A 20,881-nucleotide genomic window follows, 5' to 3' on the forward strand; every position below is an offset into this window, starting at 1 on the left:
GGTCAGTCCTGGGCCCGGCCCGTGGTGACACGGGCGATCATGAGGGCGATCAGGATGATTCCGCCGTAGATGGCCTGGATCCAGAACGACGGGACCTGGGCGAGGGTGAGCAGGTTCTGCACCACACCCAGCAGGAGTACGCCGGTCAGGGCGCCGAACATGGTGCCCTTGCCGCCGTCCAGGCTGATACCGCCGATCACCGCGGCCGCGAACACGGTGAAGATCATGTTGTTGCCCTGGTTGGCGCTGATCGCCCCGACGTAGCCGGTCTGGATGATCCCGCCGGCGGCCGCGAGGGTGCCCGCGACGACGAACACGCCGAGCATCACCCGCTCGACCCGGATGCCGGCCGCGCGGGCGGCGTCCGCGTTCCCGCCGATGGCGTACAGCGCGCGTCCGATGCGGTGGTACTTGAGGACGAACCCGGCGACCGCGAAGGCGGCCGCCGCGAGCCACACCGACATCGGGATGCCGATGAAGGTGGTGGTGGCCAGGGAGTAGAAGCTCTCGGGCATCCCGAACAGCGTCTTGCCCTTGGTCGCGCCGACCAGCAGTCCGCGCAGGACGATCAGCATCGCGAGCGTCACGATGAACGCGTTGAGCTTGAACTTCACGACCAGGACGCCGTTGAAGGCGCCGACGGCCGCGCCCACCAGGAGGATCGCCAGCAGGGAGAGCGCGGCGGGGAGTTCGGTGCCCCAGCCGGACTGCGCGACGGGCAGCACGAGGAGCGCGCCGACGGCGGGCGCGATACCGACGACCGATTCGAGGGACAGGTCGAACTTGCCGGTGATCAGGACCAGTGACTCGGCGAGCACGACCATGGCGAGCGCGGCGGACGCGCCGAGGATCGAGATCAGGTTCCGCTCGGTGAGGAACGAGTCGTTGACCACCGCGCCGAGCACCAGGAGCAGCAACAGGGCCGGAACCAGGGCGAGTTCGCGGGCGCGCCGGAGCAGGACGGTCCTGGCGGCACGGGCGTCCGGCACCTTCACGGGCAGGGCCGGTGGGGCCTTGGTGTCAGCCATGGTGGTCCACTCCTTCGATGGAGGCGATCAGCTCGTGGTCGCGCCAGCCCGCCGGGTGCTCGGCGGCGACACGGCCGTGGAAGAGGACGAGGACGCGGTCGCAGCGGCGCAGGTCGTCGAGTTCGTCGGAGACGACGAGCACGGCGATGCCGTCCTCACGGGCGCTGTCCACCCGTGCCAGCAGGGACTCCTTGGACTTCACGTCGACACCCGCGGTGGGGTTGATCAGCACGAGCAGCCGGGGGTCGGAGGCCAGCGCCCGGGCCATGACGACCTTCTGCGCGTTGCCGCCGGACAGGTCGGAGACGGGCTGGTCGGGGCCCTCGGTGTGGATGTCGAGGCGTTCGATGAGGGCGGTGGCCAGGCCCCGCTTGCGGTCGGTCCCCACGAACCCGAGACGGCCGAGCCGCTCCAGGACGCTCATGGTGGCGTTGTCGCCGATGGTCATCCCGGCGACGAGCCCCTGGTCGTGCCGGTCGCGCGGCACACAGGCGACGCCCGCCCCGAGTGCGGCCCGTACATCGCCGAACGGCAGCCGCTCCCCGCCGAGTTGCGCCGTCCCGCCGGTCGGGGTGTGCAGTCCGGCGAAGGACTCGGCGAGTTCCACCTTGCCGCTGCCGCTGATCCCGGCGAGCCCGACGACCTCGCCGCGGCGGACGGTGAGGTCGATGTCCTCGTACGCCGGTGAGGTGAGACCGCGGGCTTCGAGGAGGACGGGGGCGTCGTGGTCGACGTCCCCGGGGGCCATGGCCTGTTCGGCGAGGGCCTCCAGGGACTCCCCCGCCATGGCCTCCACCAGGGCCCGGCGCGGGAGTTCGGCAACCGGGGCGGTGGTGATCCAGCGGGCGTCGCGCAGCACGGTGACGGCCTGGCAGACCTCGTACACCTCCTGGAGGTGGTGCGAGATGAACAGGAAGGTGACGCCGGAGTCCTGGAGCGCCCGCATCCGTGTGAACAGCCGCTCGATCTCGCGGTTGTCGAGCTGCGCGGTGGGCTCGTCGAGGATGATGAAGCGGGCGCCGAAGCTCAACGCCCGTGCGATCTCCACCATTTGACGGTCCTCGACCTTGAGGTCGGCGGTGCGGGCCTCGGGGTCGACGTGGACGTCCCAGGTGGCCAGGAGTTCGGCGGCCTCCGCGCGGAGCTTGCGCCAGCTGATGAAGCCGCGGTGGAGCGGCTGCCGGTTGATGTACAGGTTCTCGGCGACCGTCAGCTCCGGGACGACGGTGGGCTTCTGGTAGACGCAGGCCACCTTGCGGCGCCAGGCGTCACGGTCGGCGAGCGGGGGCGCAAGCTCGCCGTCGAAGCGAACCTCGCCCTCGTCGGCGGCCTGGAGTCCGGTGAGGATCTGGACCAGGGTCGACTTCCCGGCGCCGTTGCGGCCGACGAGGGCGTGCGACTCGCCGGGCAGGACGGTGAGGCGTCCGTCGGCGAGGGCGGTGGTGGGGCCGTAGCGCTTGACGACGTCCCGTGCCTCAACAAGTGGCGTCGTCATTTGACCGTGTTGCCCCAGAGCTTGGGGTCGTCGACGTTGTCCTTGGTGACCAGCGGGGCGGGCAGCTGGTCCTCCAGGATGCCGCTGGGCAGCTTCACGATGGTCGAGTCGTGGTCCGTCGGGCCGGGCTGGAACGTCTTCCCCTCCATCGCCGCCTTGATGTAGTACATGCCGTACTTGGCGTACAGGTCGGCGGGCTGGGAGACGGTCGCGTCGATCTCGCCCTTGCGGATGGCGTCGTACTCCTGCGGGATGCCGTCGTTGGAGACGATCGTGATGTGCCCGTCCTGCCCGGCCTTCTTCAGCATCCCCTTGGACTTCAGGGTCTGCAGGGTCGGGGCGAGGTAGACGCCGCCGGCCTGCATGTAGATGCCCTTGATGTCGGGGTTGGCGTTCAGGAGGGTGTCCAGCTTGGAGGCCGCGGTGTCGGACTCCCACTTGGCCGGTATCTCCAGGACCTTCAGCTTGGGGAAGTTCTTCTTCACGCAGGCCCGGAACGCCTCGGAGCGGTCGCGGCCGTTGACCGAGGCGAGGTCGCCCATGATCTGCACGACCTTGCCGGAGGGGATCTGCTCGCCGAGGTACTGGCAGGCCTTCTCGCCGTACGCCACGTTGTCGGCGCGCACCACCATCGCGACCTTGCCCTTGTCGGGCGCCACGTCGACGGCGACGACCGGCACGCCCTTGCGCTCGGCCTGGTCGAGGCCGGCCTCGATGGCCGCGCTGTCGAGCGGGGCGACGACCAGGCCCTTGACGCTCTGGTTCAGCTGGTTGTTGATGTCGGTGATCTGCTGGGACGGGTCGCTGTTGGAGTTGACCGTCTTGAGCGCGTCGACGCCCTCGGAGTCGGCCATCTTCGGCACGTAGTCGTTGTACGACTGCCAGAACGGCGAGGTCAGCAGGGGCAGGATCACCCCGACCTTGCCGCTGCCGCCACCGCCTCCGGCGCTGGAGGAGCCGGTGTCCTTGGTGCTGCCGCATCCGGCGAGCACGAGCGAGGCGCCGATGACCGCAGCCATCGCGCCGACGATCCGTGACCTGTTCTGCTTGCGCACTGCACTGCCGGGCATCTGACGGCTCCTCATTGAGCGTGTTCGAGCAGGTGCCGCATATTTATCAGACCACTTCCCCCGCGCAACACCCTCCGGCACCAGATATTCACGGTTTTCGGCCGTAGTGGTCCGACCACCTCGGTGATTAGACTGCGGCGCATCCGGCGACAGGAGGAATGGCGTGGACGAGACAGCCCCGCAGAAGGGCACCGTGCCGCAACGCGCCATCGAGCAGATCAAGGCGATGATCGCGGAGGGCCGGCTGGAGCCCGGCCAGCGGCTGCCGACCGAACGCGATCTGGCGGTGCAGCTCGGCATCTCCCGCAGCTCGATGCGCGAGGCGATCCGCGCGCTGACGGTGCTGGGCGTACTGGAGGCCCGGCACGGCTCCGGCATCTACGTCACCCAGCTGGAGGCCGGCGATCTGCTGGAGACGTTCGGCGTGGTCGCCGATCTGTCCCGGGGCCCGCGGCTGGTGGAACTGCTGGAGGTGCGCCGCGTCCTGGAGTCGACGGCGACGGCCCTGGCGGCCGCGCGGATCACGCCGGACCAGCTGGCGGAGGTCGAGAAGCATCTGACCGCGATGAACGCCACAGACGACCCGGAGGAGATCCTCGCCCACGACCTGGCGTTCCACCGGGAGATCGCGGCGGCCGCCGGCAACGACACCATGGCGGCCATCCTGGAGGGTCTGTCCTCGCGCACCTTCCGGGCCCGGGTCTGGCGCGGCTACCAGGAGGAGGGCGCCTTCGAGCGCACCCGCCGCGAGCACGCCGCGATCCACCGGGCCCTGGTGGCCCGCGATCCGGAGGCGGCCCGCGCCGCGGCGGCCGCGCACGTGGGCGAGGTGGAGGAGTGGCTGCGGGCGCAGCTCGGCGGGTAAGTGCCGTCCCGCCCGGACTACGGCGTCACGTCGAAGCCGTGCTCGTGTCCGAGCTTCTGCAGTGACGTGAAGCCGGGGATGCCGTTGGCGTCGTCGCCCGTGAACCCGCAGCGGCGCTGCCAGGCGGCGTACGCCACGACGGTCGCCGTGCCGAAGTGGCCGTCGGCGAGGTTCGCCGCGAGGAGGCCCTGAGCGACGAGGGCCTTCTCCACGGTCCTGACGCCCGGGTAGGACACGGGCGTCCCCGCCTGCGCCGGGTCGTGCAGGGCCGCGGCGACCACCTTCGACACGTCGATCACCGGTCGCGGGCCGGGCTCGGGCGGCGCACCGCCGGGGCGCGGGGCGCCCTTCTTCACCCAGGCGTACAGATGCTCGCCCGGGCACAGCGTGGCGAGGCCGTCCCGGTGTCCCTTGATCTCGTCGCCGGCGCCGTGCCGGCGCAGCAGTTCGATGCCGTCGCGGATCGCCCCGAGCATGGCGTCCGTCGGCTTGGTCAGCCCTTCCGAACCGACCAGGCCCATGATCGCGTAGTGGCCGCGGTTGAGGTTCTGGTTGCCGTTCGCTCCGGTGCGCCTGCCGAGGCCGCGGCCCTCCAGGAGGAAGCCGTGCGGGCAGGCGCCGTAGTTGTAGGCGATGTCCGAGTAGTTCTCCTTCTTGTTCGCCAGGTGGTCGACGCGGATCTTCTTCCACTTGGCAAGGCACCGGTCGTGGTCGTCGAGCAGCTCGACGCTGACCGGTGCGCCTTCGTAGTGGACCTTCACACCCTTCGTCGACGTCTGGGTGGGTGCGGCGGACGCCGGCCAGCCGAGCTGGGCTCGCGTGACAAGCTTCACATGTGCCTCCAGGGCGTGAGAGTGAAGTCACCCCCCTTGTGTGGGGGGAGAGTTACCCATCACCTCATGCCGACTCGCCGCCGCACCCCCGTTCGCGCCCCTACGACCTGCGCAACCGCAGCGTGACCAGCTCGAAGGGGCGCAACCGCAGCGCGACGCGCGCGCCGTCACGCGACGGCGGCTCCGGCAACGGACGTTCCAGCAGATCCGTCGCCGCGACGTCCGCGACCTCGAAGTCCGCCGTCAGCGTGGCCCGTGCCCGGCCGCCGTGCGCCTCGTGGAGGCGCACCACGACGTCCCCGCTGCCGTCGTCGGCGAGCTTCACCGCCGTGATCACGACGGCGTCCCGGTCCACCGTCACCAGCGGGGACACCTCTGCCTCGCCGGTGATCCGCCGCTCCGGCAGGTTGATCCGCCAGCCCTCGCGCACCGCGTCCGCGATGCCCGCGCCGGGCACCAGGGCGTGCCGGAAGCGGTGGACGCCCTGGTCGGTCTCGGGGTCCGGGAAGCGCGGCGCGCGCAGGAGGGAGACACGGACCGTGGTGGTCGTCCCCCGGTCGCCGTCGGTTCGGACCGCGCGGGTGACGTCATGGCCGTACGTCGAGTCGTTGACGACGGCGGCGCCCCAGCCGGGCTCCTCGACGTGGACGAAGCGGTGGTTGCAGGCCTCGAACTTGGCGGCCTCCCAGCTGGTGTTGGTGTGGGTGGGGCGGTGGAAGTGCCCGAACTGGGTCTCCGAGGCGTACCGTTCCGCGTGGACGTCGAGCGGGAAGGCCAGCTTCAGGAACTTCTCCGTCTCGTGCCAGTCGACCTCCGTGTCGAGCAGCAGCCGCTTCTCCCCCGGTGCGAGGGACAGTCGCTGGGTGACGCGGGAGGCGCCGAAGCTCCGGGAGATCCGCACCGACGCCCCGTCGTCGCCGGGGACCAGCTCGTCCACGCCGGTCAGGTCGGTGACCGTGTGCCGGTAGAACGCGTCGACGTCCCAGGCGTCCCACATGTTGGGGAAGTCGGGGTGCAGCTGGAGCAGGCCGGCGGCGGCACCGGGCGCGATCGTCTCCCGGTCGCCCTCGATGTCGTACGCCGACACGATCAGGCCCCGGGCGTCGATCCCGACGCGCAGCCGGCCGTTGTCGAGGACGAAGCCGCCGTCGGGGCGCGGGGCGAGGGAGGTCCGGCCCTCGGTCACCGGGGTTCGCGCCCCGCCCGCCGGAACGCCTTCGCGCGGGTGCGGGGCGGAGTTGAAGACGAGTTCCCTCGTGCCCTCGCCCGCCAGGGCGCGCTGGGCAGAGTCGATGATCGCGTCCAGCTCGCCCGCGAGGCGCTCGTAGGTGGCGCGGGCCTCCCGGTGCACCCACGCGATGGACGAGCCGGGCAGGATGTCGTGGAACTGGTGCAGCAGCACCGTCTTCCAGATCCGGTCCAGCTCCTCGTAGGGGTAGGGGAATCCGGTGCGTACGGCGGCGGTCGCGGCCCACAGTTCGGCCTCGCGCAGGAGGTGTTCGCTGCGGCGGTTGCCCTGCTTGGTCCTGGCCTGGCTGGTGAGGGTGGCGCGGTGCAGTTCGAGGTAGAGCTCGCCGACCCAGACGGGCGCGTCGGGGTATTCGGCCTCGGCCTTGCGGAAGAAGGCGTCCGGGGTCTCCCAGACGACGGTGGCAGAGCCCTCCAGGTCACGCAGCCGGGCCGACTTGGCGATCATCTCGCGGGTGGTACCGCCGCCTCCGTCGCCCCAGCCCGTGGGCGCCAGGGAGTGCCGGGCCCTGCCCTTGTCCTTGAAGTTACGGGCCGCGTGGGCGATCTCGCTGCCCTTCATGGAGCAGTTGTAGGTGTCGACGGGCGGGAAGTGCGTGAAGATCCGGGTGCCGTCGATGCCCTCCCAGTGGAAGGTGTGGTGCGGGAACTTGTTGGTCTGGCTCCAGGAGATCTTCTGCGTCAGCAGCCACTTGGAGCCCGCCGCCTTGATGATCTGCGGCAGTCCCGCGGCAAAGCCGAAGGTGTCGGGCAGCCACGCCTCGTCGTTCTCGACGCCGAACTCGTCGAGGAAGAACCGCTTGCCGTGCACGAACTGCCGGGCCATCGCCTCCGAGCCCGGCATGTTGGTGTCCGACTCCACCCACATGCCGCCCGCCGGCACGAACCGGCCGTCGGCGACCGCCTTCTTCACCCGCGCCCACACCTCGGGCCGGTGCTCCTTCACCCACGCCCACTGCTGGGCCTGGGACATGGCGAAGACGAAGTCGGGCTCGTCCTCGATCAAGGCCGTCATGTTCGACGTCGTACGGGCCACCTTGCGCACCGTCTCGCGCAGCGGCCACAGCCAGGCCGAGTCGATGTGCGCGTGTCCGACGGCGCTGATGCGGTGGGCGGACGGCACGGCGGGCACGGCCAGCACTCCGGCGAGCTGCTCCCGGGCCCGGGCCGCGGTGCCGTTCACGTCCTGGAGGTCGATCGCGTCGAGCGAGCGTTCCACCGCGCGCAGGATGTCCCAGCGCCGTGCCGAGTCCACCGGCAGCTCGGCCATCAGCTCGCCGAGCACCTCCAGGTCGATGACGAGCTGCCAGACGTTCTCGTCCAGGACGGCGAGATCCATCCGGGTCAGCGTGTACTGGGGTTCGCTGCCGGCGGTCTCCTTGTCGCCCAACTGCGTGGGCAGGAAGGGGTGGTAGTCGAGGATGACGGGGTTGGAGGCCGCCTCGACGTGCAGCCGCACCTCCTCGCCGCCCGCCACCGGGGCGCCGATGCGCACCCACTGGTTGCGGGGGTTGAGGCCCTTCACCGGGGTGCCGTCGGGCCGGTAGACCAGGCCCTCGCACTGGAAGCCGGGCATGTTCTCGTCGAAGCCGAGGTCCAGCAGGGCCTCGACGGTCCTGCCGGCCCACGCCTCGGGCACGGTCCCGGTGACCCGGAACCAGCTGGTGCCCCACGGAGCACCCCAGCGGGCGCCCACCTCGATCGGCTCGGGTTCGGCCGCGAGCCCCTCGGCCACCGGCACCGGCTCGCCGGGCGCGTGCCACACCGCCACGTCCAGCGGCACGGACTCCGGGTACACGGCGGGGCGGACGCGCTCGTCGAGGACGCGCTTGAGGCGGGCTTCGACCAGATTGCGGTCGTCATGCATGCGGGGTGCTCCGTAGGTCGTCCGGGCGGGTGGTTACCAGCGGTGGGTGACGGTCACGGGGGCCGACGTGGTGTACAGCTCCCCTACGGCACGCAGTTCGAACCGCGCCTCCTGCTCGCCCTGTTCGGGCTGCAGGCCGCCGAGGAAGTACGCGCTCTGGCAGGTACCCCCGAGGAAGCGCCGGGTGCCGTCGGGCAGGAGGCGGTGCAGGGTGTGGTGGCGTGCGTCGCCGGGTGCCGGGATCCAGGCGAGGCGAAGGTCGCCACCCGAGGCCGCGGTGACGCGGAACCCGGAGGGCGCCCCGGGGGTCTGCGGGGCGTTGCGGACGGCCAGGCCGCCGAGCCGCCACCGCACCGCGCCCCCGTCGGCCGAGGTCAGCCGGACGCCGATCGCGCGGACGCTGCCGGTCAGGCCGGTGAGCCGTACGGTCGCGGTCTGCCAGCCGCTGCCCGAGGTCACGGGGAAGTAGGTGTACGGGGGTGGGGCGCCGGGCGTGATGGGCTCGGCGGTGGCGACGGCGAGCTCGACCTTCACCGCGCCCGCGTCGGCCCGGTGGGTCAGTTCGACGACCGTGTCGGCGCTGACCGGCAACCGGGTCGCGTACACGTCGAGCACCGCGGGCCGGTCCAGTGCCCCGTCGACGAGCACACTGCTGCCGCCGCGCCAGGCGGCCGCGAAGTCGAAGGTCACGGCGGGTCGCTGCCCGTCGGTGTGCACGACCCAGCGGCGGGACGGCAGCCGGTCCTGCAGGCCCAGATGGTTCCAGGGCGCGTCGGACGTCACCTGCCCGTCCTCGTACCAGCGCAGCCCGTGCCCGGTGTTGAAGACGCTCGCGAACGGCATCGAGGTGACCGTCGACCGGTCGGCGACGGACACGGCCGGTGCCCGCCAGCTGTCCGTGGTGTCGGGCCGCGAGGGGTCCAGTGAGCGCCCGGTCCAGAAGTGGTCGTCGGCGGCGTGGAAGTCGCCCGGCGTGCGGCCGTCGGCCGGCAGGTGGTTGCGGGTCCACTCGGGCCGGTAGAAGCCGACCGACACGACGTGCGGCTTGTCGCGGGGCACCATGGCGTCCCAGTTCACGGACGAGTTCCAGCCGTTGGACTCGACGTCCACACCTGCCCACAACTCGTAGCGGCTGCGGCCCAGTTGACCGGCCCGCTGACCGGACGAGGTCAGTTTCGCGGCGGTCCAGCGGAAGTCGACGAACATGTCGTCGGCGGCCTGGAAGAACGGCTCGTTCTGCGAGTTGAGCGCGCCCTGCCAACTCACACCGCCGTTCACGGTCATCGAGTCGTACCAGGTCACCCGCTGGCCCTTGGCCTGCGCGAGCGTCTTCAGCTCGCGCAGGAAGCCGAGCATGTCGGTGCCCAGGGCGGTGTTCCCGCCGCTGGTCTCGGCGTTGACGAACCACCCGTCGAAGCCGTACACCGCCGCGACCGCGACCAGCCGGTCGGCGAGCGGGAACCGCCCGGCCGCGTCCTTCTGCACCAGGTCGCGGGTCCACTGCAGCTGCCCGCCGTAGGCGACGGGCGGCAGGAAGATGTTGCCGAGGACGGGCACGCCGTGCCGGTGCGCGGCGTCCACGATCGGCGCGTTCGGCGCCAGGATCAGCCCCTCGCCCGAGGAGCCGCCCCAGAACACCAGCTCGTCGATGTACGCCCAGTGCGTGAGGGCGTAGTAGTCGGCGGTGGCCGAGCCCTGGGAGGGGTTGCTCGCGGTCGGTCCGAAGGACACCAGGGACTGGATGCGGGCCTGGCCCGCGCGGGCGGTCGTGTTGACCGGGGCCGGGGTGAAGCGCGACGCGAGCGGCACGGAAGAGGCGTTGAAGGCGAGGTCCGGATCGTCGGCCGGGCGCCAGGACTTCAGGCTGCGCCAGGTGATACCGGCGCCCGGGCTGCCGGAGGGCAGCGAGTCCGGGTACCAGTACGAGGCGTACGGCTGGAGGGCCGCGGCCTCGCGCCTCGGTGCGGCGACCGCCGGTGCCGAGGGGAGCATCGCGGCCGTGGCGGCGGCGATGAGGACGGTGCGTCTGGTGGGTTTCACGAGCGGGTGCCTCCTTGTGGGGTGGGGAGTACCTGATCGGGAGCGACGACCTCGGTGATGCCGCGCGCCGCGAGGTGTTCCTGGTCGGCGGCACGTACGTCGAGGACGGTGGTGGGGCGGGCGCCGTCGGCGACCAGCCGGAAGTAGGCGTCGAATACCGGGCCGCCGGGTGCGCAGAGCGAGCGGGCACCCGGATCGGAGGGAACCACCAGCGCCGTCGTACGCGGCTCGGGTGTCCGTGGCGCCTGCTGGGCCGCCCGCTCCAGCACCCGGGCGGTGTCCTTCGGCTTGCGGTCGTTGGTCAGCAGGCCCAGCCCGTACTCGAGTGCGGGGAAGTCGGCCAGCTCTCGGGAGACGTCGTGGGAGCACCACCAGGTGATGCCCCACAGGTCGGGGCAGTCCAGGGCGTTCGCGACCGTCGCCGCGGTGAAGGCGGCGGCGTGCTCGGGCGGGACCAGCGGCGCGGGCGCGCCGACCTCCTGCAGCCAGACGGGCCGGCGCGGGTCGTCGGCCCACGCCTTGCTCAGCTCGACGAGGTAGGCGGCGTGGTGCTCGGCCGGGACGGAGGTGCGGCCGTGGCGCTGGGCGGTGCCGTTGAAGACCCACGAGTGCACGGCCGTCAGGGCCCCGTGCCGCGCCGCCTGGGCCGGCGTGAACGGCTGGTCGTCCTGGTACCAGGTGGCGTCGTACTCCGCGTGCAGATGCAGCCGCCCGGGGGCGCCCTCCTCGCAGGCGTCGAGCATACGGGTGAGCCAGCGGTCGATCTCGTCCTCGGTGGCGCGGTCGGGGTCGGGGTGCGGGCCCGCCGAGAACTGGTTGACCTCGTTGCCGAGGGTCATGCCGAGGAAGTTCGGCCGGCCGGCGAGGGCGGCGGCGAGGGTGCGCAGGTAGGCGGCCTGGCCGTCGACGACGTCGGGGTCGGTGAAGAGGTTGCGGCGGTGCCAGGTCCGGGTCCAGGCCGGGAGGAAGTCGAAGCTGCTCAAGTGGCCCTGCAGGCCGTCCACGTTGACGTCGAGGCCGCGTTCGGCGGCGGCGTCGACGAGCTGGACCAGCTGCTCGACGGCCCGGCCCCGGACCAGGGTGCGGTTGGGCTGGAAGTACGGCCACAGCGGGAAGACCCGGACGTGGTCGAGGCCCAGCGCCGCGATGGAGTCGAGATCGGCGCGTACGGAGTCGAGGTCGAAGTCGAGCCAGTGGTGGAACCACCCTTCGCTGGGCGTGTAGTTGACGCCGAAGCGCACGGCAGGAGGCATGCGGTGTCCTTGCTGGGCGAGTTGGGGGGTTCAGCCCTTCACCGCGCCCTCGCCGACGCCGCGGAAGAAGTACCGCTGGAGACAGGCGAAAAGGGCGATCAGCGGGGCGACGGCGATGATCGTGCCGGCGGCGACCAGGCGTTCGTCGTTGGCGAAGGTGCCGTGCAGATAGTTGAGGCCGATGGTCAGCGTGAACTTGGACGGGTCGCTCAGCACGATCAGGGGCCACAGGAAGTCGTCCCAGGCGCCCATGAAGGCGAAGATCGCGACGACCGCGAGGGTGCCCTTCACCGACGGCACCGCGATCCGCAGGAACCGCTGCCAGACGTTGGCACCGTCGACGTAGGCCGCCTCCTCGATCTCGTACGGCAGGTTGAGGAAGGCGTTGCGCATCAGCAGGACGTTCAGGGCGCTGATGCAGCCGGGCAGGACGACACCGATGAGGGTGTTGTTGAGGCCGAGCTCCCGCATGGTCGTGAACTGGGCGATGATGATGCCCTCCACGGGCACGAGCATCGCCAGGATGAAGACGAGCGTGGCAACCTTGCGGCCCCGGTAGCGCAGCCGGGCGAGGGCGTAGCCCGCGAGTGCCGCGCCGACGCAGTTGGTGACGACGTTGGCGGTGGCGACCTTCAGCGAGTTCAGGGCGTAGTCCCAGACGGGGATGGTCTCGGAGACCCGCTCGTAGTTGTGCAGCGTCGGGTCGCCCGGCAGGAACTTCGGCGGGGAGCTGAAGATGTCCTCGGTCGGGCCCTTGAGCGAGGTCGACAGCTGCCAGAGGAACGGGCCGACGGTGAGGGCGAGGACGGCCAGCAGCAGCAGATAGCGCAGGGCGAGTTCCCAGACGCGGACGCGGCGGCCGTGTTCGTCGGTGACGCGGGCCTCGCGCGGGGCGGCCCGCTCGGCGGGGGCGGGCCGTACCTTCTCCGTGACGCTCATGACTCCTCCCTCCGGTCGGCGCGCAGCACGAGCAGCATGAGGGCGACGGTCACGACGAAGACGACCACGGAGATGGCCGAGGCGTAGCCGACACGGCCGGTCAGGCCGGTGCCGGTGCGCTGGACGAGCATCACGAGGGTGGTGTCCTCGCCCGCCGGGCCGCCGCTGGGGCCCGCCATCAGGTACACCTCGGAGAACACCTTGAAGGCGGCGACCGAGGAGAGCGCGCCGACCAGGACCATGGTGGAACGCACGGCGGGCACGGTGACCGTGAGGAAGCGGCGGATCGCGCCGGCGCCGTCCACGGCAGCCGCCTCGTGCAGTTCGCGGGGCACGTTGGCGAGCGCGGCCAGATAAATGATCATGTAGTAGCCGAGGCCCTTCCAGACCGTCACGGCCATGGCGCTCAGCAGGAGCAGCCACTGGTCGCTCAGGAAGCCGACCCGGCCGACGCCGATCGTCTCCAGCAGGGAGTTCACCAGACCGCGCTCGTCGAGCAGCCACACCCAGATCAGCCCGACCACCACGATCGAGGCGACGACCGGGGTGTAGAAGGCGGACCGGAAGAAGGTGATGCCGGGGATGTTCTTCTGCACCAGGAGCGCGAGCAGCAGGGGCAGTACGACGAGGGCGGGGACGACGCCGAGGACGTACAGCGTGCTGTTGCGCAGGCCGATCCAGAACATGTCGTCGCCGAGCAGCTCGCGGAAGTTGGCGAGGCCGACGAACTCGCCGGGGATCAGGGTGCGGCGGTCGGTGAAGGCGTTGACCAGCGTGGAGAGGAACGGATAGAGGATGAAGGCGCCGGTGATCAGCAGCCCGGGGGCGGCGAACAGCCAGGGGCTGGTGGGCAGCTGGCGCCGCACCCGGGAGACGGTGGAGAGAGCCATCACGTACTACCCCTGCTGCTGGAGCAGCGTGTCGCACGCCTTGACAGCGTTGTCGAGAGCTTGCTTCGGGCTCTCCTTGCCCTGCAACGCCTTGGCGACCTCGTTGCGCAGCTCGGTCTTCATCTGCTCGCTGAACAGCACGGGTGTGTAGTTGACCGCGCTCTTCAACGACTTGGCGGCGGCAACGCGCACCCGGGTCTCGTCGGTGCCGTCCTCCTTGGTGAAGTACGGGTCGTCGAGCGAGCCGGCGGTGCTGGGGAAGATGGCGACCTGCTTGGCGAACGACATCTGGTGCTCGGCGTCGGTGACGTAGTGCGCGAAGGCGACCGCCGCGGGCGTCCGCTTGGTCTGCGCGTTGACCATCACGCCCATCACGTACATGTTGACGTGGCCGGTGCTGGTGATCTGGTCGGTGATGCCGATGTTCTTGTACAGGTTGGGCGCCTGCTTCTTGAAGTTGCCGAGGTCCAGCGCGCTGCCGGGATTCATGGCGACGGCGCCGGTGAGGAACTTCTTGCCGGACGACTCGGGGGTGGCGGTCAGCGCCTGCGGGTCGAGGGCCTTGGCGTCGTACAGCTCCTTGTACCTGGTGAGGAGCTCGATCCCCTTCGCGTCGTTGAAGGAGAAGGCGGTGCCCTCCTTGTTCATGAGCTCGACGCCGTAACGGCCGAAGTCCTCGATGGTGGGGACGTTGGCGAGGGTGGCGACCTTGCCGTCCGTCTCCTTCGCCATCTTCAGCGCGGCGTCGAAGACCTCGTCGTACGTCTTCGGCGGCTGCTCCGCGTCGAGGCCGGCCTCCTTGAAGAGGGTCTTGTTGTAGAAGAGCGGGCCGGTGTTGAGGTACCAGGGGAAGGCGTACGTGCCCTCCAGGCCGGGCACCTGGTGGCTGGCCCAGGCCCCGTCCAGGTACTCCTTCTTGTACTTCCCGGCGGCCTTGTCGAGGTCGAGCGCGAGGCCCGCCTTGGCGAGCGGGGCGACGAGGTCGGGCGAGACGTTGACGACGTCGGGGAGCGTGCCGCCGGCGGCGTCGGCGCTGATCTTGTCGGCGTAGCCCTCGGCGGGCTGGTCGATCCACTTGACGTTCGTGCCGGGGTACTTCTTCTCGAAGTCGGCGATCAGGCCCTCGAAGTAGTCCTTGAAGTTCGCGCGCAGGTTCCAGGTCTGGAAGGTGATGTCGCCCTCGACCTTGCCGGAAGCGTCGGTGCTGCCGCTGTCACCGCCTGACGAACCGCAGGCGCTGAGCGGCAGCGCGACACAGACGGCGAATGCGGCAGCGAGGGCTCTACGGGATATGGGCACCGTGAACCGGCCTCCTTTTACGGGCGGGTTGGTCGACGTGGCAGACCCTGCACGCCGTTCCCGGGGCCCGTCAATGGCTCTCGCGCAGCTAATTTCTTTAGTGACTAATGCGCATTAGGATCACCGAGCTGAACCGCATTAGCCTCCCGGCACTGAACCGCATTAGTGCATACTGCTCAGGGAATGTGCCGCCGGAATGGGGGATCACGATGTCAGGCAAGCGGTCACCGGCCCGGCGTCCTACGATGAAGGACATAGCGCGCCACGCCGGGGTCTCCCAGAGCGCGGTCTCCTTCGCGCTGAACGGCCGGCCCGGCGTCTCGGAGGACACCCGCGACCGGGTGCGGCAGGTCGCCGAGGAGCTCGGCTGGCGGCCGAGCACGGCGGCGCGCGCACTGTCCGGGGAGGGTGCGGCGACGGTCGGCTTCGTGCTGGCGCGTCCGGCCGACAAGCTGGGGGTGGACTCCTTCTTCCTCCAGCTCGTCTCGGGCATCCAGGAGGTGCTGGCGGAGCGCCATCTCGGGCTGCTGTTCCAGGTGGTGGAGGACATCGCCGACGAGTGCGCGGTGTACCGGCGCTGGTGGGCCGAGCACCGGGTGGACGGCGTCCTGGTCGTGGACCCGCGCACCGACGATCCGCGCCCGGACCTCCTGGACGAACTCGGCCTGCCCGCCGTGGTCATCGGCGGCGCGCCCGACGAACGCCACCCGGGCCTGTCGACCGTGTGGGCCGACGACGCGGGCGCGATGGCCTCCGTGGTGGACGGCCTGTACGCGCTCGGCCACCGGCGGATCGTGCACATCGCCGGTCTGCCGGGGCTCGCCCACACCGAACGCCGTATCCGCACCCTGCGCGCCGAGGCCGGACGCCGTGGCCTGTCCGAGGTGCGGTCGGTGACCACCGACTACTCCGACGCCGAGGGTGCGGCGGTCACCCGCCGGGTCCTGGAGGACACCGCTCCCCCGACCGCGCTGATCTACGACAACGACGTGATGGCCGTGGCCGGCGCCGCCGCCGCGAGTGAACTGGGCTTCTCGGTACCGGCGGACGTCTCGGTGGTCTCCTGGGAGGACTCGGCCCTGTGCCGCATGGTCAAGCCCTGGCTGTCGGCCCTGTCCCGGGACAGTGTGGAGTTCGGCCGCACGGCGGCACACGAACTGACCGCACTGCTCGACGGAGGTGCGGCACGGGCCGTGCGGGTGCCCGTGCCGACCTTGATCGAGCGGGGGAGCACGGGGGTGGCGCGGGGCGTGTGAGGTCCGCCGCCCCGGCGTGAGGCGGGTCGCTCAGCGCCGCCCGGCTCAGCGGCGCAGCCCCTGCAGCCCCTCGTAGGCCGCCGTCACGATCTCCATCCCCCGGGTGTCCTCGGCGGGCTCGCGCATCTGGTTGGTCACGTAGGCCACGACCATCCCGCTGTCGGGTTCCAGCATCAGCAGGGATCCGCCCCAGCCGCCCCAGCCGTAGGTGGTGCCGAAGAGGCCGTAGCCCAGGCCCCAGCGCATGGGCATGCCGAGGACGCGGTCCTCGCCGTTGAACTGTTCCTCCCAGGCACGTTCGCAGCCCGCCCGGGACAGCAGCCGCACCCCGCCCACCTCTCCCCCGCAGGCCAGGACCGACTGCACCTGCGCGACCGAGCGTGCGTTGCCGTAGCCGCTGGCCGCCGGGATCTGCGCGCGGCGCCAGGCGAGACCGTTGCCGTCGCGGACGCGGACACCGTTGCCCGCCTCGGAGCCCTTCGGGTTGCCCGGGGCGCTCGCCGCGTAGTTCTCGTCCCGGCCCGTCGGCGCGATCGCGAGGCCGACCCGGTGGTCGTGTTCGGGCGCCAGGCCGATGTGGAAGTCGGCGCCCAGCGGACCCGTCACCTCCTCGGCGAGGAAGTCGCCCACGCTGCGGCCGGTGACCCGGCGCACCACCTCGCCGACCAGGAATCCCTGGGTGAGGGAGTGGTATCCGGCGGCGGTGCCCGGCTCCCAGCGGGGAGCCCGCGCGGCGAGCCGGGACGTGGCGGCCGGCCAGTCGTAGAGCTCGTCGACCGGCCCGTCCCAGTCGGGCAGGCCGGCCGTGTGCGAGAGCAGGTGCCGTACGAGCACCTTCTCCTTGCCCGCCGCCGCGAACTCGGGCCAGTAGTGGGCGACGGGCGCGTCCGGATCGAGTGCGCCGCGGTCGATGAGGACCAAGGCGCACAGTGCCGTCATCGTCTTGGTCACGGACCAGACGTTGACGATCGTGTCGCGCTCCCACGGGACGGTGCGGTCCGCGTCGGCGAAGCCGCCCCAGACGTCCACGACCGGCTCGCCGTCCACGAAGACCGCGACGGAGCCGCCGGCGTCCCCCGCGTCCAGCAGGTCGGCCAGCGCGTTCGGCACGGCGATGAACAGGCGGTCGTAGGTGCCCCGGATGTCGGCCATGGACCCCATCCAGCCCGTACCGCACGGCCCCGGTCAACCGAATTAGACCCGTGAGCGGTACAGCCCGAACTCCGCGAGCCGGGCCGCCGCGCGCGAGCCGGTGACCCGCACCCGCCATCGCCTGGCCCGCACGGGTGCCGCAAGGAGCACGATCCGGCTCGCGCCGATGGTCCCGGCCCCGGTCACCTCCGTCCAGGCGCCGCCCTGCCACGCCTCCACGACGAAGCTCTCCACCTGCTGCCCGTGCCGGATGTCCTCCGCGAGCCGGATCCGGTCCACCTCCCGTTCCCGGCCGAGGTCGACGGTCACACGGCCGGGCGCGGCGGTCGTGCGGGCGTCGCGGGCCAGGTCCTCGGGCAGCTCGCGGTCCACGCGCTCGCGGAACTCCCGCAGCCGGGCCACGTCGGCGGCGGGCAGCAGGCCGTCCGTGTCGGGCGGGATGTTGAGCAGGAGCACCGAGTTGCGGCCCACCGACCGGAAGTAGATGTCCGTCAACTGCTCGACGGTCTTGGGTTGTTGGTCGGCGTGGTAGAACCAGCCGTCACGGATGGACACATCGCACTCGGCAGGCCACCACTGGAGGTGGTCGGCCACCGGCCGGGCCTTGACCAGAGCGGCGCGGCTGCCCATGTCGGGGGCGTCGTAGGCGAGGGCGTAGTCGGTGCGGCCGTAGTCCTTCTCCTGGACCGGTACGACGCTCCACTCGTCCTCCCGGGCCAGCCCTCCCTCGTTGCCGACCCAGCGCACGTCGGGGCCGGACACGGCGATCGCCGCGTCGGGCGCGAGGGAACGGACGAGGGCGTACCAGCTGTCCCAGTCGTACTTCTCCACCTTGTCCGGGGGGATGCGGCCCTGCGCGCCGTCGAACCACACCTCGTCGATCGGGCCGTACTCGGTGAGGACCTCGTAGAGCTGGTTGAGCATGTGGGCGCCGTAGTCGGTGGCCGGGAGGGTGTACGAGCGGGGCGGGGTGCGGTCGTCGCCCGGTACGAGGGTGGGGATCGTGCGGTCGGTGCGGGCGCTGCCGTTGGCGTAGACGCCGTGGAGGTACTGGTTCTCGTCGGCGGGCGAGATGTAGACGCCGACCTTGATGCCGTGGCGGCGCATGGAGTCGGCGAAGGAGCGCAGGACGTCTCCCCGGCCGCCCTGCCAACTGCTCGATGCCACCGAGTGGTCGGTGTAGCGGGACTGGTGGAGCACGAAGCCGTCGTGGTGCTTGACGGTGAGGATGGCGAGCCTGAAGCCGCCGTCCCGCAGGGCGCGGGCCCACTGGTCGGTGTCGAGGCCGGACGGCTGGAAGACGTCGGGGTCCTCGTCGCCGGTGCCCCATTCGAGGCCGGTGAAGGTGTTCACACCGAAGTGCAGGAACGCGGTGCGTTCCAGGCGCTGCCAGGCGATCTGCCGTGCGGTGGGGCGGACCTGGGCGGCCTTGCGGACCAGGTCGGCCTCGGTGTCGTCGGGGCTGACGGGGATGCGGTAGCGGGGGTCCTCCGTCGCGCCGGCGGGTGCCGCCAGGGCGGGTCGGCTCACGCCGGTCGCGGCGAGGACGGCGGCTGTCGCGAGGAACACGCGTCGGGAAACGGCCATGGGAAGGCTCCTCGGGTCAGGTGCTGAGGTGCTCAGGTGCTCAGGTGCTCAGGTGCTCAGGTGCCATACGGCGGGGGTGCGCCGGTCCGGCGGGTACTGTGCGAGCCGCCCGTCGTCCGTGACGCCCAGCGGCATACGGGTGATGGCGTTGACGAGCCGGTAGCCTCCCGCGGCCGGCTCCAACTGCCAGCGCTGCAGGGTGCCGGCGGGGTCGCACGCCTGCGGGACCGCCTCCACGCCGGGCTGGAGCGGCACGTTGAGCGTGAGCTTCCCGCCCCGGATCTCCAGGCAGCCGTCCGCGGTCCGCAGGGTGACATAGCCGTCGGCGGTCCGCGCCACCTCGGCCTCGAAGGTGCGGCCCCGGGTGCGGAAGGTGTACGAGCCGTCCGCGACCGGCACCCGGGTGAGGTCCCGCCGTCCCGGCGCGTGGCCGACGGCCGCACCGCGCGCGGTGAAGGCGGCGTAGGTGCTGTCGGGGTGCGGATCGCCCCAGGTGGCCTGGGCGATGTGCCGCAGTGCGGGCCACAGGGCGACGGCGACCTCGTTCTCGGTCTCGCCGCGGCCGTTGTCGGGCCAGAGGCTGATCTTCGCGCCGGTGATGCCGTCGGAGGTGGCCAGCTTCTCGCCCTCGAAGCTGCGCGGGTCCCAGCTCTGGTCGTACAGTCCCTCGGTGTCGCTGTGGAAGCCGCCGCGGACGAGATAGAGGGCGTAGGCCGCGTTCATCAACGGGTGGCCCTCGGCCCGCAGTCGGCTCGGTTTCGTCGCCACGTCCAGCCAGTGCTCGACCGTGGTGCCCGCGCTCACCGGGACGGTGTTGGCGCCGGTGAGCCCGTCGTTCCAGATCCGCAGCTTTCGGTCCTTGCCCGCGGCGTACGCGTGCACGCGGTTGACGAAGTCGATGAACGCGTCCTGGGGCGTGGCACCGGGGCCGTACCTGTCCTGGGCGTACTTCAGGATCTGCGGGTACTTGGCGAAGTCGGAGCCGAGCATGTACTCGTCGGCTCCCATGTGCCAGGACGTGGAGGTGAAGACCTGGGCGTACTCGTCGATCAGGCCGGTGTAGTAGGCGAGGGCCTCCGGCTTGGTGATGTCCAGGCGCGAGGGCTGCTTGTTGCCGTCGGAGTCGGTCAGCTGGAGGTCGGGGCGGTTCTCGATCCACGGGTCCATGTGGCCCGGGGAGTTGATCTCCGGGATGATCTCGACGTGGTACCGCTTGCCGAGCGCGACCAGCCCGCGGATCTCGTCCTTGGTGTAGTAGCCCCAGGTGTTGGCCTCGGGATGGGCGTCGCTCTTCACCTTCAGTTCGAGCAGCAGCTGGTTGAGCTTGTGGTACGCCATCTCGCGGACCAGGTTCTCCAGCCAGGGCAGGGAGACGTGGATGTAGCAGGCGCAGACTCCGACGCCCCGCTCCTCGTAACGCGGCACGTCGACCGTGCGGCCGGCCGGGACCCGGTCGCCCTGGGCGAGGAGCTGGAGCAGGGTGCGGGTGCCGTAGAAGGCGCCGGTCTCGGTCGCCGCGGTCACCGACAGCCGCTTTCCGGCGGCCAGTTCGTAGCCCTCGGCGCCGAGGGAGGTCCGGCCGGGCCGGATGTCGATGACGATGTCGCCGGTCCGCGCGCCACCGGGCACCACCGCGACCGTGCCGTGTCCCGCGTCCCGCAGATCGTCGGCGAGGGTGTCGGCGACCCGCCGTTCGCCCGCGCCGTCGGCGACCAGGCGGGTGGAGCGCTCGTAGCGGTAACCGCCGGTCGCCGGGGCCCAGTCGGTGAGCGCGGGCACCGTGACCGGCACCGGCGGATCCTCCTGGGAGACCGCGGGCAGCGGCGCCGTGAGCAGAAGCGTCAGTGCCGCGAGGACCCCGGCGATTCTCCAGCGTCTCCTCATAAGACATCCCCATTCATCGGATGTCTGATCATTGAGCGGGCCCCAGGGGCTGTCAATGGGAGTCGAGACCAGCCGAGTTGACTCATTCGTCGGATGATGCGCAGGTCAACGCTGCGGTACGGAAGCGGGGCGCCGCGAAAAGTCCAACAACAGCCACGCGAATATCCAAGGCCGG

General features: G+C 71.0%; 15 protein-coding genes. 2 read left to right on the forward strand and 13 right to left on the reverse strand.

Going from position 1 to position 20,881, the window contains the following annotated elements; genetic code table 11:
• Positions 1–2 precede the first annotated feature (2 nt).
• From ACGFW6_RS05340 to ACGFW6_RS05350, 3 genes are read right to left on the reverse strand one after another with little or no spacing between them, the layout of a single operon-like run.
• Positions 3–1,028 (reverse strand): ABC transporter permease, encoded by a 1,026-nt coding sequence (locus ACGFW6_RS05340; protein ID WP_393504837.1) that lies wholly within the window; start codon positions 1,026–1,028, stop codon positions 3–5.
• On the reverse strand, positions 1,021–2,523 hold the full coding sequence (locus ACGFW6_RS05345) for a sugar ABC transporter ATP-binding protein (protein ID WP_393504839.1): 1,503 nt from the start codon (positions 2,521–2,523) through the stop codon (positions 1,021–1,023). The genes ACGFW6_RS05340 and ACGFW6_RS05345 overlap by 8 nt, the downstream gene beginning before the upstream one ends.
• Entirely contained in the window at positions 2,520–3,593 is a 1,074-nt protein-coding gene (locus ACGFW6_RS05350; protein ID WP_393504841.1) for a sugar ABC transporter substrate-binding protein, read from the reverse strand. Before ACGFW6_RS05350 ends, ACGFW6_RS05345 begins: the two co-directional genes overlap by 4 nt.
• Before the next feature lie 163 nt (positions 3,594–3,756).
• On the opposite strand from ACGFW6_RS05350, the gene ACGFW6_RS05355 reads away from it, so the two are divergent.
• Positions 3,757–4,458 (forward strand): FadR/GntR family transcriptional regulator, encoded by a 702-nt coding sequence (locus ACGFW6_RS05355; protein ID WP_393504843.1) that lies wholly within the window; start codon positions 3,757–3,759, stop codon positions 4,456–4,458.
• Positions 4,459–4,475: 17 nt separating this feature from the next.
• On the opposite strand, the gene ACGFW6_RS05360 is transcribed toward ACGFW6_RS05355, so the two are convergent.
• The 7 genes from ACGFW6_RS05360 to ACGFW6_RS05390 form a co-directional block, all read right to left on the reverse strand.
• Positions 4,476–5,291 (reverse strand): N-acetylmuramoyl-L-alanine amidase, encoded by an 816-nt coding sequence (locus ACGFW6_RS05360; protein WP_393504845.1) that lies wholly within the window; start codon positions 5,289–5,291, stop codon positions 4,476–4,478.
• Between the two features lie 100 nt (positions 5,292–5,391).
• A complete protein-coding gene (locus ACGFW6_RS05365; RefSeq protein ID WP_393504847.1) occupies positions 5,392–8,406 on the reverse strand; it encodes an alpha-mannosidase in 3,015 nt (1,004 codons plus the stop codon).
• Between the two features lie 33 nt (positions 8,407–8,439).
• The gene (locus tag ACGFW6_RS05370; protein ID WP_393504849.1) at positions 8,440–10,446 is read right to left on the reverse strand and encodes an endo-beta-N-acetylglucosaminidase; all 2,007 of its coding nucleotides are present in this window, start codon (positions 10,444–10,446) and stop codon (positions 8,440–8,442) included.
• Complete coding sequence (locus ACGFW6_RS05375; protein WP_393504851.1) at positions 10,443–11,699, reverse strand: glycosyl hydrolase; 1,257 nt, start codon at positions 11,697–11,699, stop codon at positions 10,443–10,445. Before ACGFW6_RS05375 ends, ACGFW6_RS05370 begins: the two co-directional genes overlap by 4 nt.
• A 30-nt stretch (positions 11,700–11,729) precedes the next feature.
• A complete protein-coding gene (locus ACGFW6_RS05380; protein WP_393504853.1) occupies positions 11,730–12,638 on the reverse strand; it encodes a carbohydrate ABC transporter permease in 909 nt (302 codons plus the stop codon).
• Positions 12,635–13,528, reverse strand: a complete 894-nt coding sequence (locus tag ACGFW6_RS05385; protein ID WP_393504855.1) for a carbohydrate ABC transporter permease — start codon at positions 13,526–13,528, stop codon at positions 12,635–12,637. The genes ACGFW6_RS05380 and ACGFW6_RS05385 overlap by 4 nt, the downstream gene beginning before the upstream one ends.
• A 6-nt stretch (positions 13,529–13,534) precedes the next feature.
• A complete protein-coding gene (locus ACGFW6_RS05390) occupies positions 13,535–14,827 on the reverse strand; it encodes an ABC transporter substrate-binding protein (RefSeq protein WP_393504857.1) in 1,293 nt (430 codons plus the stop codon).
• Between the two features lie 209 nt (positions 14,828–15,036).
• Here ACGFW6_RS05390 and ACGFW6_RS05395 point away from each other — a divergent pair, with 209 nt between their 5' ends.
• Positions 15,037–16,083, forward strand: a complete 1,047-nt coding sequence (locus ACGFW6_RS05395; protein ID WP_393504859.1) for a LacI family DNA-binding transcriptional regulator — start codon at positions 15,037–15,039, stop codon at positions 16,081–16,083.
• A 45-nt stretch (positions 16,084–16,128) separates the two neighbouring features.
• Here ACGFW6_RS05395 and ACGFW6_RS05400 read toward each other — a convergent pair whose 3' ends face one another.
• The 3 genes from ACGFW6_RS05400 to ACGFW6_RS05410 are packed head-to-tail and all read right to left on the reverse strand — an operon-like array spanning position 16,129 to position 20,706.
• Positions 16,129–17,235 carry a serine hydrolase domain-containing protein gene (locus ACGFW6_RS05400; RefSeq protein WP_393504860.1) on the reverse strand — a complete coding sequence of 369 codons (1,107 nt, stop codon included), beginning with the start codon at positions 17,233–17,235 and terminating at the stop codon, positions 16,129–16,131.
• A 42-nt stretch (positions 17,236–17,277) separates the two neighbouring features.
• Complete coding sequence (locus tag ACGFW6_RS05405; RefSeq protein ID WP_393504862.1) at positions 17,278–18,822, reverse strand: alpha-L-fucosidase; 1,545 nt, start codon at positions 18,820–18,822, stop codon at positions 17,278–17,280.
• Positions 18,823–18,870: 48 nt separating this feature from the next.
• The gene (locus tag ACGFW6_RS05410) at positions 18,871–20,706 is read right to left on the reverse strand and encodes a family 20 glycosylhydrolase (protein ID WP_393504864.1); all 1,836 of its coding nucleotides are present in this window, start codon (positions 20,704–20,706) and stop codon (positions 18,871–18,873) included.
• Positions 20,707–20,881: the final 175 nt, after the last annotated feature.

This window comes from Streptomyces sp. Y7 (genome assembly GCF_043195415.1).
GTDB lineage: Bacteria > Actinomycetota > Actinomycetes > Streptomycetales > Streptomycetaceae > Streptomyces.